The organism is Agathobaculum sp. Marseille-P7918 (assembly GCF_900625105.1).
Lineage (GTDB): Bacteria > Bacillota > Clostridia > Oscillospirales > Butyricicoccaceae > Agathobaculum.
Window position 1 is genome coordinate 1 of the sequence record NZ_UYYD01000011.1, and the last position, 14,142, is coordinate 14,142.

At 49.9% G+C, this 14,142-nt stretch carries 18 protein-coding genes and 1 tRNA gene; 13 read left to right on the top strand and 6 right to left on the bottom strand.

Annotated elements, in window-relative coordinates:
- The first annotated feature begins 341 nt into the window (after positions 1 to 341).
- From EJL02_RS11935 to EJL02_RS11960, 7 genes are all read left to right on the top strand, one after another.
- Positions 342 to 941, top strand: coding sequence for a hypothetical protein (locus EJL02_RS11935; protein ID WP_125116672.1), 600 nt, complete (start codon positions 342 to 344; stop codon positions 939 to 941).
- A 10-nt stretch (positions 942 to 951) separates the two neighbouring features.
- On the top strand, positions 952 to 1,116 hold the full coding sequence (locus tag EJL02_RS14230) for a hypothetical protein (RefSeq protein ID WP_021659247.1): 165 nt from the start codon (positions 952 to 954) through the stop codon (positions 1,114 to 1,116).
- Positions 1,113 to 1,460, top strand: a complete 348-nt coding sequence (locus EJL02_RS11940; RefSeq protein WP_040647923.1) for a plasmid mobilization protein — start codon at positions 1,113 to 1,115, stop codon at positions 1,458 to 1,460. Before EJL02_RS14230 ends, EJL02_RS11940 begins: the two co-directional genes overlap by 4 nt.
- A 159-nt stretch (positions 1,461 to 1,619) precedes the next feature.
- Positions 1,620 to 1,910 (top strand): CD1845 family protein, encoded by a 291-nt coding sequence (locus EJL02_RS11945; RefSeq protein WP_125116598.1) that lies wholly within the window; start codon positions 1,620 to 1,622, stop codon positions 1,908 to 1,910.
- Positions 1,911 to 2,098: 188 nt separating this feature from the next.
- Complete coding sequence (locus EJL02_RS11950; protein ID WP_125116599.1) at positions 2,099 to 2,902, top strand: helix-turn-helix domain-containing protein; 804 nt, start codon at positions 2,099 to 2,101, stop codon at positions 2,900 to 2,902.
- Positions 2,899 to 3,501 carry an alpha/beta fold hydrolase gene (locus EJL02_RS11955; RefSeq protein WP_125116600.1) on the top strand — a complete coding sequence of 201 codons (603 nt, stop codon included), beginning with the start codon at positions 2,899 to 2,901 and terminating at the stop codon, positions 3,499 to 3,501. The genes EJL02_RS11950 and EJL02_RS11955 overlap by 4 nt, the downstream gene beginning before the upstream one ends.
- Positions 3,502 to 3,712: 211 nt before the next feature.
- Complete coding sequence (locus EJL02_RS11960) at positions 3,713 to 5,059, top strand: relaxase/mobilization nuclease domain-containing protein (RefSeq protein WP_125116601.1); 1,347 nt, start codon at positions 3,713 to 3,715, stop codon at positions 5,057 to 5,059.
- A 203-nt stretch (positions 5,060 to 5,262) separates the two neighbouring features.
- Here EJL02_RS11960 and EJL02_RS11965 read toward each other — a convergent pair whose 3' ends face one another.
- Complete coding sequence (locus tag EJL02_RS11965) at positions 5,263 to 5,622, bottom strand: helix-turn-helix transcriptional regulator (RefSeq protein ID WP_125116602.1); 360 nt, start codon at positions 5,620 to 5,622, stop codon at positions 5,263 to 5,265.
- A 242-nt stretch (positions 5,623 to 5,864) separates the two neighbouring features.
- On the opposite strand from EJL02_RS11965, the gene EJL02_RS11970 reads away from it, so the two are divergent.
- From EJL02_RS11970 to EJL02_RS11995, 6 genes are all read left to right on the top strand, one after another.
- Positions 5,865 to 6,437 carry a TetR/AcrR family transcriptional regulator gene (locus EJL02_RS11970; protein ID WP_125116603.1) on the top strand — a complete coding sequence of 191 codons (573 nt, stop codon included), beginning with the start codon at positions 5,865 to 5,867 and terminating at the stop codon, positions 6,435 to 6,437.
- Positions 6,434 to 7,183: a CPBP family intramembrane glutamic endopeptidase gene (locus EJL02_RS11975; protein ID WP_125116604.1), complete on the top strand. Its 750-nt coding sequence runs from the start codon at positions 6,434 to 6,436 to the stop codon at positions 7,181 to 7,183. The genes EJL02_RS11970 and EJL02_RS11975 overlap by 4 nt, the downstream gene beginning before the upstream one ends.
- 1 nt (position 7,184) lies before the next feature.
- Positions 7,185 to 7,379, top strand: a complete 195-nt coding sequence (locus tag EJL02_RS11980) for a cysteine-rich KTR domain-containing protein (RefSeq protein ID WP_087168412.1) — start codon at positions 7,185 to 7,187, stop codon at positions 7,377 to 7,379.
- Positions 7,380 to 7,893: 514 nt separating this feature from the next.
- The gene (locus EJL02_RS11985) at positions 7,894 to 8,316 is read left to right on the top strand and encodes an RNA polymerase sigma factor (RefSeq protein WP_125116605.1); all 423 of its coding nucleotides are present in this window, start codon (positions 7,894 to 7,896) and stop codon (positions 8,314 to 8,316) included.
- Positions 8,317 to 8,728: 412 nt separating this feature from the next.
- Positions 8,729 to 8,941: a hypothetical protein gene (locus EJL02_RS11990; RefSeq protein WP_125116606.1), complete on the top strand. Its 213-nt coding sequence runs from the start codon at positions 8,729 to 8,731 to the stop codon at positions 8,939 to 8,941.
- 73 nt (positions 8,942 to 9,014) lie between these two features.
- The gene (locus tag EJL02_RS11995) at positions 9,015 to 10,631 is read left to right on the top strand and encodes a recombinase family protein (protein WP_125116607.1); all 1,617 of its coding nucleotides are present in this window, start codon (positions 9,015 to 9,017) and stop codon (positions 10,629 to 10,631) included.
- Positions 10,632 to 10,718: 87 nt separating this feature from the next.
- On the opposite strand, the gene EJL02_RS12000 is transcribed toward EJL02_RS11995, so the two are convergent.
- The 5 genes from EJL02_RS12000 to EJL02_RS12020 form a co-directional block, all read right to left on the bottom strand.
- A tRNA-Ala gene (locus tag EJL02_RS12000) sits at positions 10,719 to 10,790 on the bottom strand.
- A gap of 56 nt (positions 10,791 to 10,846) precedes the next feature.
- Positions 10,847 to 12,541, bottom strand: a complete 1,695-nt coding sequence (locus EJL02_RS12005; RefSeq protein WP_125116608.1) for a recombinase family protein — start codon at positions 12,539 to 12,541, stop codon at positions 10,847 to 10,849.
- A 125-nt stretch (positions 12,542 to 12,666) separates the two neighbouring features.
- Positions 12,667 to 12,852 (bottom strand): hypothetical protein, encoded by a 186-nt coding sequence (locus EJL02_RS12010; protein WP_125116609.1) that lies wholly within the window; start codon positions 12,850 to 12,852, stop codon positions 12,667 to 12,669.
- Between the two features lie 440 nt (positions 12,853 to 13,292).
- Complete coding sequence (locus EJL02_RS12015) at positions 13,293 to 13,556, bottom strand: helix-turn-helix domain-containing protein (RefSeq protein ID WP_125116610.1); 264 nt, start codon at positions 13,554 to 13,556, stop codon at positions 13,293 to 13,295.
- Entirely contained in the window at positions 13,546 to 13,980 is a 435-nt protein-coding gene (locus tag EJL02_RS12020) for an RNA polymerase sigma factor (RefSeq protein ID WP_164510413.1), read from the bottom strand. Before EJL02_RS12020 ends, EJL02_RS12015 begins: the two co-directional genes overlap by 11 nt.
- Between the last annotated feature and the right edge of the window lie 162 nt (positions 13,981 to 14,142).

Genomic DNA, 14,142 nt, shown 5'->3' on the forward strand with positions numbered 1-14,142 from the left:
AGGCTGCCCTCTTGACCGAGGGGCCCAGGCCGGATTTTAAGATTTGCCCTATCTGCGGCGGGCCCGTTGCCCCGGATCGGCGGCAGGCTTACTGCTCGGCGGCCTGTGCAAAGAAAGCCCACCGCCGCCAACAGCGGGAATATATGCGGAAAAAGCGGGGCTGGGGCGTTGACAATTAGGCCCTCGAAACCCGCTGATTACAAGGCTTTTCGGGGCCGCTTTTGGGGCAGGCCGTATGTTTCTACGGCCTGCCCCTGTTTGGCTCGGATGCTGTCAACATTTTAGCGCGGGACTTCTGGACGCTTTGTCCAGAAGTTGCCCGATCCCGGAAAGGAGGTACAATGGACAAAAATCAAGGCTATTCCATTCTGAAAGCTGTTATGCTGGAAAATGGCCGGGGCTTTGCCCTGGGGCATCATCCCACGGCCCCATCCCCCTATGTAACGTGGGCCTGCTACGATGACGAAAAGGGCCAGCGGCAATATGAATGGGGGCACTATGGCAACGATCTGAACGCTATGGGAAAGGACTTTGCAGACCGGGTGCAGGACTACCAGCGGCTTTACAAGGTCAAGGTCGTACAGGTCGAGGCTCCCGGCCTTTACAAGTATTATTCCACCCAGCGCCCAGTGGACATCGGGACATTCCCTAAACCGCCCCACAATGCCCCGGATGAAATCGTCAACTACGATCAGCGCATCCCGGTGGAGGGCGGCGCGTTCCTGGCCTGGGGTCATCTGACCTACACCAAACCGCTGACAGAAAAGCAAGCGGCGGACTATGAGCTCCGTCCCGCCCCGGTTATTTCCGAGCTGCGCCGGGAAAGCGGCGGCAGGCCCCGCCCGATTGCCGAACAACTGAAAGCGGCCCAACGGGAGGCCCAGGAGCAGCGGGCCCCGGACGCCCCCAAAAAGAAAGCCCCTGACCGGGGCGACAGATAGGAGGATGACTATGGACAAGAAGCATGAACAGGATTTTGCCGATCTGGAAGTGAAGCGGCTTTGCGGGGTATTTGGTACGCCGATCCCCGCGCTGCCCCCGGAGCGTGACAAGGCGCTGGACAAGGTAAAAGAGCCGCCCCGTACCAGCCGGAGCCTGGAACGGGAGGAGCGGTGACAAAGAAACGCCGCCGCCCTATTCATCTTCATGTGATGGTGTCCGAGGAGGAGCTGGCGCTGATCCAGGAGCGCATGGCCGAGGCGGGCATCCGCAACATGGGGGCCTATATGCGGAAAATGGCCCTCAATGGCTATGTGCTCCATGTTGACCTGTCACCTGTCCAGGAGCTGGTGTCGCTCCAGCGGCGGTGCTCCAACAACTTAAACCAGGTGGCGATCCAGGCAAACACCTATGGCGGTATCTACCCGGAGGAAATCAAGGCGTTGCAGCGGGACTATGAAAAGCTGTGGCGGCCCCTGTCCGATCTTCTGGAAAAGCTCTCCGCCATTGTGCGGCTCTGACCTGCCGGGGAGCGGCCTTGTGCTGCTCCCCGGCTATCTCGACTTCTGGACATTTTGTCCAGAGGTGGGGATAGCCGAGGCATCCTTGTTGGCCCCCTCCCGCAGAGTTATAATATACATATAGAGGCGAACAACGAACTTTTGTAGGAGGTATGAACGATGCGGATAATCTTAAAAATCATCGCGGCTCCCTTTGTCCTGGCCCTGATCCTTATTGTGGCGGTGCTTACGTTCCTGTCCTGCGTGGCGGGGGCGATGTGCATTGTGGCTTGTGTGGGCCTGTCCCTGCTGGCGATCCTCTGCCTGCTGGCCGGGCAAACAGTAGGCTGCATCGCTATGTTTGTGCTGGCGTTCCTGGTTTCCCCCTTTGGGCTCCCGGCCCTGGGAGGCTGGCTGGTGGAGCGCCTGTATGGTGTGAAGTATGCGGCGATGGATTTTATGGCAAGCTGATACTTCTGGACAAGGTGTCCAGAGGTTACATGGACAGGTTCAAATTAGCATGATATATTATTTGAGTAAGTAAAAATCACTTTTGCAACGGTTCATTGCGGCGGTTCCCGCTTGTGTTGGTAGAAATAGAGTGCCTAATTTGTTATGATTTTCTCAAATCAAACAGCAAGGCTGGAGGAAACAACAATATGACCATCGGAGAGAAAATACAAAGATTAAGAAAGCAACGGGGGCTTTCACAAGAGGCACTCGCTGAAAAGGTAACAGTTACACGACAGACGATTTCAAAATGGGAATTGGGACAATCAACCCCTGATTTGGATTTTATAGCCCAGCTTAGCGACATTTTCAACGTGTCCTCTGATTATCTTATTAAAGATGAAATGACCGAACCAGACGAGTTGCCTTATAAGAAGCGTAGTTATCGTTTATCTGAAAGAGGCAAGCGTATTGTTTTGGTAATCGTTTCTGCGTCAGCATTGATTGCAGGCTGCGTATGCCTGATCTGTGACTACTTTACTTCGGAAAGGTTATCATGGTCATTGATTGCCGCTGTTTCAATCGTAGCTGCATGGCTTATATTGCTTCCAAGTCTGATTTCCAGAACAAAGATCGTTTTGAAAACCTTAGTTGTAGTCAGTACCATTCCTATTCCACTACTGGCAGTCTTGTCCTTGCTATTGAATAAGTCAGTTATATTCACATTGGGCATTTGCATAACGCTGATTGCGATTGCTGCAATCTGGATAATATACGGGATTTTCCGCAAGTGCAGGAAAAATATGTGGCGGGCATTTGGTTTTACCCTGTTGGTTTTGATACCAGTACCGATTGCGATTACCCATATTTCAGCTTACTTTTTGCCACAAGTCCAGTTTGATTTTACATCTGACATATTCAACAGTGGGATCACTCTGGCGCTTTCTCTTGTATGCTTTGGGATAGATTATTTGCATTATCATAAGAAAGGGGATGCCGCAGACAACAAATGAAAACAGTTCTTCTACACGGATTAGGACAAACAGCACAAGACTGGAAAGATGTAGTCTGTCAACTTTCAACTTCTAATGTTGAGTGTCCAGAGCTTTTTCCTTCAATGAGGAATGAAATATCCTACTCCCGGATTTTGGCTAATCTTGAACGGCAGTATTCTAATGCAACAGAGCCACTTCATATTTGTGGCTTATCGTTAGGGGCGCTACTTGCACTCGACTTTACTATTCGGCATGGGGATAAAGTGGCTTCGCTGGTCTTGATCGGCGCACAATACAAAGTACCAACATTACTGATAGATTTTCAAAATCTCTTGTTCCGCTGTATGCCCGCTAAGAGTTTTTACAACATGGGACTATCAAAAAGTGACACGATTAAGCTGTCCCATTCGATGCGGTCATTAGATTTTACTTCACAATTAAGCAAGATTACTTGTCCTGTTACTGTTTTGTGCGGGGGAAAAGATAGGGCCAATCTAAAAGCATCAATAAAGTTAAATGAGTTACTTCCCCAAGCAACTTTGCATATCATCCCTGGTGCGGGACACGAGGTCAATAAATATGCACCAAAAACAATCTCAGCCATATTAAATGAATAGTTAGCCAAAATCCAGAGATAAACCTTGTTTCATAGAGTTATTGCTATGAAAACCTGATTACTAATACTTCTGGACAAAATGTCCAGAGTTGCCGGGCGGCGGGTGGAACAGACCGCCGCCCGTTTTTTCTGCTGGGAAAGGAGGTGCGGCTATCGCTACAACCTACATCCGGCCCTACAAGGTAGCGGATGGGAAAACGGCCATCCAGACGATGGAGGAGCGGTTTGCCTATGGGCTAAATCCGAAAAAGCTGGGGGCCGTGTCTGCCTATCTCTGTGATCCTGCATCCGCCCCCGCTGAGTTCCTGCTGCTGAAAAGTCAGTACCAGGCGGAAACGGGCCGGGCCTTGGAGCGCGGGGCCCTGTTCTTTCAGATCCGGCAGGCGTTCCCTCCCGGCGAGGTCACGCCGGAGGAAGCAAATAAAATCGGCTATGAAACGGCCATGCGCTGGACAAAGGGCAAGTATCAGTTCTTTGTGTGTACCCACATTGACAAGGGCCACATTCACAATCACATTTATTACAACTCCACCGCCCAGGACTGTTCCCGGAAATTCCATAACTTCATCGGCTCCAGCTTTGCGGTGCGGCGGCTCTCTGACCGGGTGTGCATTGAGCACGAGCTGTCTGTTATTCAAAATCCGAAGCAGCACAGCAAGGGCCGCTTTCTTCACTATGGACAATGGATCAGGGAAAAGCTCCCCTCGGCCCAGCAGCGGGTGCGGCTGGGGATCGTGGCGGCTCTGGAGCAAAAGCCCGCCGACTTCCCGGCGTTTCTGCGGCTCATGGAGGAGTCCGGCTTTCAAGTGAAGCATGGGCGGGGCGGCGCGATCTCGTTTCTGGCCCCTGGGCAGGATAAGTACACCCGTCTGCGGGCATCCACCCTGGGCCCCGGTTTCGATCCCGATGACATCCGGGCGGCGATTGCCGGGGAGCGGCCCATCCCGGAGCTTCCCCAGGACAGCCCGGCCCCGGCCCGGCGCGTCAATCTGATCATCGACATTCAAGAGCGTATGGCCCAGGGCAAGAGCCCGGCCTATGAGCGGTGGGCCAAAGTCTATAACATAAAGCAGATGGCCGCCGCGCTTCTGTATCTCCGGGAGCATGGGCTTTCCGATTACGAGGCTCTTGCGACAAGCACCGAGGCGGCGGTGGATCTGGCTCACAAGCTGGCCGGGGAGCTGCGGGACACGGAGGCCGCCCTTTCCAAAACCTCCGAGCTCATGGGCGCGGTGGTGCAGTATGCAAAGACGCGGCCTGTGTTTGACGGCTACAAGGCGGCCCGGTATAGCAGAAAATATCTGTCCCAGCATGAGGCGGAGCTGGCAGACTACCGGGCGGCAAAGACGGCTATGAGTGAGCTTTTGGGCGGAGCAAAGCTCCCCAAAATGGACACGCTGAAAAAGCAGCACCGGGAGCTCTCTGAAAAGAAAAAGGCCCTCTATGCGGAATACCGCAAGGCCCAGGCGGATATGCGGCAGGCCGTGGCAGTCAAGGCGAATATCGATCACCTGATCGGACACGCGGACGAGCAAAAAAATAAGGCCCAGGAGCGTTAGCTCCGGGCCGCCGACAACAGGCGCTTGCGCCGGGACTTCTGGACAAAGTGTCCAGAAGTTCAGCGGGTTTGGGGAGCTCCCCAACAAGCATTTTCACGGGCCTGCGGCCTGTGAAAATTTCGGAGTGTGGCCACACCCGAATTGCTTGCCGTTTTGTGCAACCCCCCGAAAATGGCGCGAAAAAACGGAGGTACACGCTTTTCTTACGCATCCTCCGTTTCCTTAGCCGCTTTCATCGCTTGGATTGTGGCTTCTACAATTTTCAGCTCTTTTTCGTCCAGGGAGCCCAGCATGGCGTCAATCCGCTTTCTGCACTCGCTCCCCTTATTCTTGGACGGATAGAAGTATTGGTCAACCGATATATTGAACATCGTCACCATCTGATAAAAGGTGTTTAGGCTGGGGTGCTGACCGTCATTCTCGTTATACATGATGGTGCGCGGAGCCCGGTCAACAATATAGGCCAGTTGCTCCTGCGTCATCCCAGCGGCCTCCCGCGCCCGCTTAATGGCAAGCCCTATATCGTGAAAATCAAAGCGGCGTTCATCTCGTTTAAACTTCATAATATCACCTAATGTAATTTTACATTTCAGGTATTATTATTTGAACGATGGTGTATTTCATACTACTGACTATTTAATTTCGTTTCAAGTAAACATGACATTTAACTTGTCAAGTTATGCCGATATTTCTTCCCATAGTTGGTGCTTTTGAGAAATTTCCAATCTCCAATCAAGGTATTGACATTCCTACAAATTGATATATAATTAATGTTATATAACATCAATTATAGGAGGGACAAAGCGTGCCGCCAAGAGCGAAGATTACAAAAGAAATGGTCATTGACGCTGCCTTTGAGGTTGCTCGTGAAGTGGGTGCAGAAAATATTAACGCAAGGACAGTCGCAAAAAAACTAAACTGCTCTACTCAGCCAGTTATGTATCACTTTGCAACGATAGAGGAATTGAAAGAAGCTGCTTATGCAAAAGCAGACGGCTATCATTCTGAATACCTGATGAATATTAAAAGCCCGCAAGAAGGTGTTATGCTTGGAATTGGGTTGAACTATATCCATTTTGCAGTTGAAGAACCGCATTTGTTCCGCTTCCTTTTTCAATCAAACTTTTTTAATGGAAGGACATTACTTGAAATAATAGATGCCGAAGAACTTATGCCTGTTCTTTTGGCAATGCAAGGAGCAGTCGGAGGAAGCATAGAGCAAGTAAAAGAAATCTTTTTGACAGTTTTTTTATTTGCTCATGGCTATGCAAGCATTATTGCAAACAATTCATTAGAGTATGATGAAGAACTCATAAGGACGCATATAGAGCGAGCTTATACTGGTGCGGTATTAGCGGCACAGGAGGATACGAAATGAGAACGCTATATGAAAAAAGCGAGCTGACCTTTACAATCGTATGGATTGTGATTTATTGTGTTCTGCAATCTTTAGCCAATCCACTAAATGAAAAAATAGGGATTGAATATTCTGCAAGTGCTATTTTCTGTATCTTACAGTCTGTTGTCCTCTTGGCATTTATTAGGAAAAATAACTTGCTGAAACGATATGGGCTTTGTAAATCTCCCATACCCGCCAGCCGCTTTCTGTTCTATATTCCATTGATAATTTTAGCCACAAGAAATTTTTGGAACGGAGCGGCATTTAATTTGAACTTGACAGGAACCGTCTGCTATATTGCCTGTATGTTTTGTGTTGGGTTTTTAGAAGAAGTGATTTTTAGAGGACTGCTTTTCAAAGCGATAGCAAAAGACAATGTAAAAACGGCGATTATCATTTCAAGTGTTACATTTGGTTTGGGACATTTACTAAACTTGGTGAATGGCAGTGGTGCGGAAATAGTAGAAAACATATTTCAAGTTACAGGGGCGATTGCGATTGGTTTTCTGTTTGTCATTCTTTATTATCGTGGCGGTAGTTTGTTCCCTTGTATGATTACCCACTCCGCAATTAATATCACAAGTGTTTTTGCAAACGTGGTAGGATTGACGATAGAAAAGCGTATCATCTTCCAGTTGGTACTGTTTGCAATTACTATTGCTTATTCTTTTATTCTCACAAAGACACTCCCCCAAAATCAGTATTACGAGAGGGAGCATAACTGATATGGAAAATGTGATTTCAGAATGGTTGCGCTGCCCTGTTTGCGGAAATAAGACAAGGCTGAAAATTCGTGGGGATACAGAACTAAAATATTTTCCGCTGTTCTGTCCTAAGTGTAGACAAGAGACTTTAATCAATGTAAAACATCTGAATACCACAGTTATCAAAGAGCCAGACGCACAGACGCAGAGCCGATAACACGCAGATCAAAATGCGGTTATCGGCTCTTTCTTTTTGACAACTGATTGCGCTGTACGATTGCTGGCTAAGCGGAAAAACTAAACCGCTGCTATTTTGAGTATGGCTGCAAACCGGAAGCAGGCGGTTTTGAAATAACAATTTCAAGCCGCCGTTTTCTTTTCAAAAAATGAGAATACGGGGGGTGTGTTAAAGTCGCCCTTTTTTAAGGATACGGCGGTGTCCAGGAGGTATCGCCGTGTCCTTTTTCCTTTTCCATCCCCCTAACCTGTCAAAAAAAGCCCACCCGCACAGCAGGATCAGTCTGGCGGCGGATGCGAAATTTGGCAGTACATAAATGAATTTGTCATTTCATGCGCTTGTGTGGCCTTGTGTCGCGCAGGCGCATTTTGTTTGTCCTGCTTCTGGACACTTTGTCCAGAGGTACAGATCGGCTCTCCTGGGTGCCGCTCCCCACCGGGGCTCCGTTCAGATCGCCATTCACCCCCTAACTATCTGAACGGAGGAATTACAAATGACGACCATCAATCTGAAAGACTTTTATCCGTGGTACGCCAACAATGAATACATAGAGGTTTCTGACGAAGTGGCCGAGGAACTCATAGCCAGCAAGCGGCACGAAGCCGCCCATGCGGAACGGGTACGCTACAACAAGGCTTATTATTCCCTGGATTGTGACGATGGGATCGAATACTCCGCCTGCCTGCACGAGCCCAGTCCCCAGGAGCTCATGGATCGCAAGGAACTGTTCTTCCGGCTGTGGAACGCCCTCAACTCCCTGTCGGAAATCCAGGGGCGCCGGGTGGACGCTCATTTGATACTGGGAAAGAGTTACCGTCAGATCGCCCGCGAGGAGGGCGTAGACAAAAGCGCCGTCCGGCACTCTGTGGAGAGCGGTATCAAGCAGATGAAAAAATATTTGCAGGAAAATTTCTAATTGCTATCTCCATTTGACCTCTTTTTTCTGGTGGTATATGAGAGGAAGTTCCTCTCCGCAAAGGGACACCGGGGCCCCGATATAGCGCGGGGAGCTCAGCGGCGGGTGTCTGACACCAGCACCGCAAGTGGGACAGGCCATCCCACGGCCACGATCCGCCGGGTCAGGCTGGCCACCTGACCGTCCGGGCCGCCGCCCCTTTGTGCGGGGCCGTCGCGCCGAGTATTGCTGTCTAACGACAGGCCAAGGAAATGAGCGCGGCGGCCCCAATCTTTAGACCTATGGACACTTTGTCCAGAAGTGAGTCAAGGAACAGGGCCAGTATCGGAAACGGTGCTGGCCCTGTTCGTTTCCCAACGGGACAATGGGAAGTTTGTTCGTGTCAGTCCATCCATGAGAGAGGAGGCCGTATATGCCAAAAGCAAATGCCGTTTTTGCCATTGATGGGTTTGAAATATCCGCCACCTTTGCGGAGTCACGAAACACAGCAGCCATTGGACAGGTCAAGCAGATTTTGCTCTCGTCCTTTGTGGCGCAGACCTCATCCACCCGGCCCGGAGTCATCCTTGTCAAACCCTCGGAACAGAGGGATAATAATGGTGGGGGGAGTCCCTATGCACCTTGACAAGTTCAAAAATCCTGCGTATGAAAAGCCTCTTTTCACCTGCCAAAATGACATTTGAAAGGATGGCTTATATATGGAAAATCAAATGATAACTGGCACTCGCGTTGATTGTTTATACCGGGTGTCTACCGATAAGCAGGTGGATCACAACGATAAAAACCAGGCCGACATTCCCATGCAGCGGAAAGCCTGCCACGCCTTTTGTGAGAAAATGGGCTGGACGATTGTTCATGAGGAACAGGAGGACGGCGTTTCCGGCCACAAGGTACGGGCGGAAAACCGGGACAAGCTGCAAATTATCAAGGAACGGGCCCGTCAGGGCAAGTTTGATATTCTGCTGGTGTTCATGTTTGACCGCATCGGGCGGATCGCGGACGAAACGCCCTTTGTGGTGGAATGGTTCGTCAAGAACGGCGTCCGGGTCTGGAGCACCCAGGAGGGTGAACAGCGGTTTGACAACCACACCGACAAACTCACCAACTACATCCGGTTCTGGCAAGCGGACGGCGAAAGCGAAAAAACCTCCATCCGCACCAAAACCGCCCTGGGACAGCTCGTGGAGGATGGAGGCTTCAAGGGCGGCGTTGCGCCCTATGGCTATGACCTTGTGAAAAGCGGGCGCGTGAATAAGCGTAAGCATGAGGTTTACGAGCTGGCGCTCAATGAAACCGAGGCCGCTGTTGTCCGCATTGTCTTTGACAAGTATGTGCATGAGGGCTACGGAGCCCAGCGGATCGCCACCTACTTGAACAAGCAGGGCTACCGGGCCCGGAGCGGCAAGATGTGGCACCACGCTACCATCCGGGGCATCCTCTGTAACCTGACCTATACCGGTGTACTCCGTAGCGGGGAAAGCCGCTCCCCAGTGCTGCCCTATCTGCAAATCATCGAGCCGGAACTGTTTGAGGAGGCCCAGCGGATTCGTACTAACCGGGCCAATGAAACGGAGCGCACCGTTCCCCGCAATATCGCGGGCCAGTCGCTCTTGTCCGGGAATGTGTACTGCGGCCATTGTGGGGCCCGGCTCAACCTCACCACCAGCGGCAAGGCGTACCCCTGCAAGGATGATCCCCACCGGGTCATCAAGCGGGTGCGGTACATCTGCTACGGCAAAACACGCAAGCAGACCGACTGTGACGGGCAGACGGGCTACACGGCACATATCCTGGACGGGATCATTGATAAGCTGGTGCGGCAAATCTTTGAGCGCATGAAAGCAATCCCCAAAAGTGAGATCGTCAACGCCCGCTACCGGGAAAAGATGGAGGAACGAAAAAATCTGCTCCGCTCCGTCCGGGCCGACTACACCAAGGCAGCCGATGAACTGGATATGCTCAAAGCGGAAGTCATCAAGGCTCTGCGAGGGGAAAGTGCCTTTCCCAAAGACTTGCTGGTCTCTATGGTGTCCGAGGCCGAGGCCAAATGCGCCGAGCTGCAAAAGCAGTTTGAGGACGCTCAGGCCGCCTATGAGGAAGGGCAGGCCGTTCTGCACTCCCTGGAGGAGCAGTACGACAATGTAATCTCCTGGGCGGATCTATATGACACGGCCAGCCTGGAGGCAAAGAAAATGATTGTCAACTGCCTGATCCGTCGGGTGGAGGTCTATCGGGACTACAAGCTGCACATTGATTTCAACATTGACTTTGCACAATTCAGCCTGGGGCTGGACATTGTGGAAATCGCCGCATAAAAACAAAAGCCCATTCCCGGCAGGGAATAGGCAAAAAAACTTGCCTTGAAGCAAGACAAGTTATCTAAGAATACCCAGCGCATCCTATGGTGGAGATAAGCGGGATCGAACCGCTGACCTCTTGAATGCCATTCAAGCGCTCTCCCAAACCATATTTTCTATGTGGTTTTGATATGGGGGCGCTTGATGTGCGCCCCCACTCATCAGCTGCTATTTTATGCTGGCGATTTCCCTTTGCTGGCCTTGGTGTTTTCCAGACTGACCAAAAACTGCTCCACACTAATGTTAAGTTTGAGTTTCAGTTGGTAGCCGCGGTATACATCTACCCGGTCAATCATGCGGGAAACAATCATTTTCTTTGCCGACATACTGGCAGTATCATAAGCGGCAGACCATTTAAGCAAATCATCATATCGTTCACCCATACTGGCAATAGCGGTTTCTCCGTCCTCTAATTCTTTTCGCGCTGCATATACCTTACCGCGCAATTCGGAACAGCGTTGTTCTTGCTCTTGGATTACTTCGCTTAGGAGTTCCGTAGAAAAAGCACTTTCACCAGCTAACGATTTCATGATTTCGGTTTTCAAGCGGCCTAAGTCGTTCTCTGCTCGATTCAGCTCTTTCTCCAATTTCTTGAAGATTGTCCTTTTCGCAGAAAGTTCTCGCTTGTAGCAAACATCCAAAACATCATTTCGGTTAAGATTGCAAACCCGCGAGAAAATTCCACGGATGATGGAATCAATAATTGCATCCAGTTTTTCAACTGTATAGCCTGTCTGGCCGTCGCAATTTCCATGTGTACGGCTCTTGGTTTGGCAGGTGTAGCGGATGCGGATATCGTTGGTTCCATCTTGACGTTTCCGACCTTTACCGCTTGTAGTAATACACAAGCGCGCACCACAATGGCCGCAAAAAATATTGCCAGCCAAAAGAGATTTTCCCCGTGTATTCAGTGGGGCAGAGCGGATTGCCTGTTGCTTTCTGGAACGTACTTCTAACATATTCTGCACAGTTTCAAATGTCTTATCGTCAATGATGCGTAACCGCTCTTGCACATCGGAACGGCTTTTGCCGCTGCGTAAAATGCCTGTATACAGGATGTTTTTTAACATTCCTTGAATAGAGGCTGGATGCCAGTTCTTCCCGGAGCGATTTTTTAGTCCTTTGCCGTTGAGGTAGTTGGCAAGCCGTTGGGCACCATATCCCTCGTCTGCGGCAAGGCGAAAAATAATTTGCACAATGTATGCCTCGTCCTCGCAGATTTCCAGATCGTACACCTCTTGCTTGCGTCGGTTGGTGCGTCCCAGTTTAACGTAACGATAACCATAAGCACAAAGGCCGCCGGTGAAATGTCCTTCTTCAGTCAATACTCCCATGCTGTTAGAAGTGCGGGCGGAAATTTTCTGGCTCTCGCCATCTGCCTGCCAGTAGCGGATATAGTTTGTCAGCCTATCGGTGTGCGTTTCAATTCGCTGTTCACCCTCTAAAGCGCTCCAAACACGGATGCCGTTGGAAATCAGCCATTCAACAACAAAAGGGGTTTCATCAGCAATTCGCCCAATGCGATCAAACATGAAAACCAACAGGATATCAAATTTTCCTTCTTTGGCATATTCCTTTATAAGCTGGATTTTGTCGCGCTGTTCTGCTCTGACTTTGTGACCGGAAACACCTTCTTCTTGTAATTCGCATACAAGCGTCCAATTCATCCGTTCACAAAATTCGCGGCACCTAATACGCTGCATGGGAATATCGGCATCGTTGCTATCGGTATGATATAGCTGCTTGTCGGTGGATACCCGATACAACGACAAGACCCGGGAACCGGGTTCAATATACGCGGGTAAGTCCAATCGCCATCCAGTAGCTTTGTCGAAAATATAATTTGGGATAATGCTTGTTTGTGTCATTGTCAATCCGTCCTCTCAAAAGAAAATGAGATGATGAATCGACATATCCGAGTATGTAGTTTTCAAGGTACATACATGGGTTTTCCCATTCATATTATCTCATATTTCTTGCATTTTGTCCAATTTTATATGGATTTTTCCGGCGTTTTGATAACTGAGCCGACAAGAATTGTTTTGAGTTCTTCATAGATATTCGTGTTATCGTCTGGCGCACAGATTGCAGTTACCATACAGCCGTTTACGACAAGATGGATTGTATGGTTTTCTCGGTCAACAGAAGAAACAATAAGACCTGTTCTCGCTCCCTTCACGCTGATGCCTCCTCGATACGACAAAATCCGCACCGTTGAGCAGTGCGGATTTCTCGGTTTTACATCGTATGTTCAAAGGCAAGGCAGACGGCGGCTGGCGGCCGCTCCATAGGTCTAATGTGCCTCCCCCCATTCCCATGGCGGGGCGTCCTACGCTGTGACGCATAGCCGACGCAAGTATCTCTCCTGTATGTGCATTTTGGCCCGCAGTGTTGCCGTCCACTGCTTTACGGTGATGGTGTTAATCGCTCCCGCCCATAGTTTCTTTGCCCTCCTTTCACGATGGACATTCCCGGCGCACCCTCCGCACGGCTCAACACGATACAGAACGTATCTGGCTGCCCTATTCAGTTGTGAAAAATCAAGATAAGGCTGTTTACCAGCCCGCAAAAACGCGCCTTGCAAAAATGACAAGGTGCGTTTTTGATGTATGGTAAACTTTAGTCCAGCTCCAGCACTTCTCCCGGCGGTAAACGGTGAATGTCATAATGGAGCAGGACAGCCTCCAGATATGCCGATTCGATTTGTTTGCGGTATTCTTCATCAATCACGGTATGCGGGATGTTATTTTCGTCGTATACCGTCCGTCTGCAATAATGCAGAATATATCGTTCATAGTGGCGGAGGATTTCCTGAATTGCGTCAGGATCGCCGTGTTTTGCCTCTACAATGGTTTGGTATGCAATCCGTCCGTTATGTTTCATGGCTTTCCATGGCCTCCAAAATATCGCGCAGCGTGTCAAGGGCTTTCTTTTTTCGGTAGTTCACAGCGGCAGCTGTGATATTGAGGATGTGGCCGATTTGCGGTTCGCTTTTGCCTGCAAAGTAAAACAGCAACAATACCTCGCGCCGCTGTGGCGGCAGAAAATATAAGGCTTGTCCCAACGGGTCGGAAATGGTGACGGGCGTTCCCAGAACAAGAAAGGTTGTCCCCTCCGATCCCAGCAGGTATGTATCTTCGGTAAACAGGGAGTCCATCTCTCTTTTTGGCAGCGCCGAAAACGCGACTTCAATATCGGCAAGCGCCTTTTGCTTGTTGTGGAGATCAATGCCAATGTTCTTGATGACCCGCTTACTGAAAGAGTCAAAGGTCTGCTCTTGATAACAGAAAAACTCATCCATTGTCATTTGTGTTGCCTCCTGCATTGTCTTTGTTTCCTGTGGCACTTATTACTACTGGCAAAAGAAACGAAATGAAAAAAATCCATCACAAGCAGACAAAAGTAGTGAAAACAATGATTTGTGCTGCACTTCCCGGCATTTCCCGCGTAATTACATCAAAAAAATGCG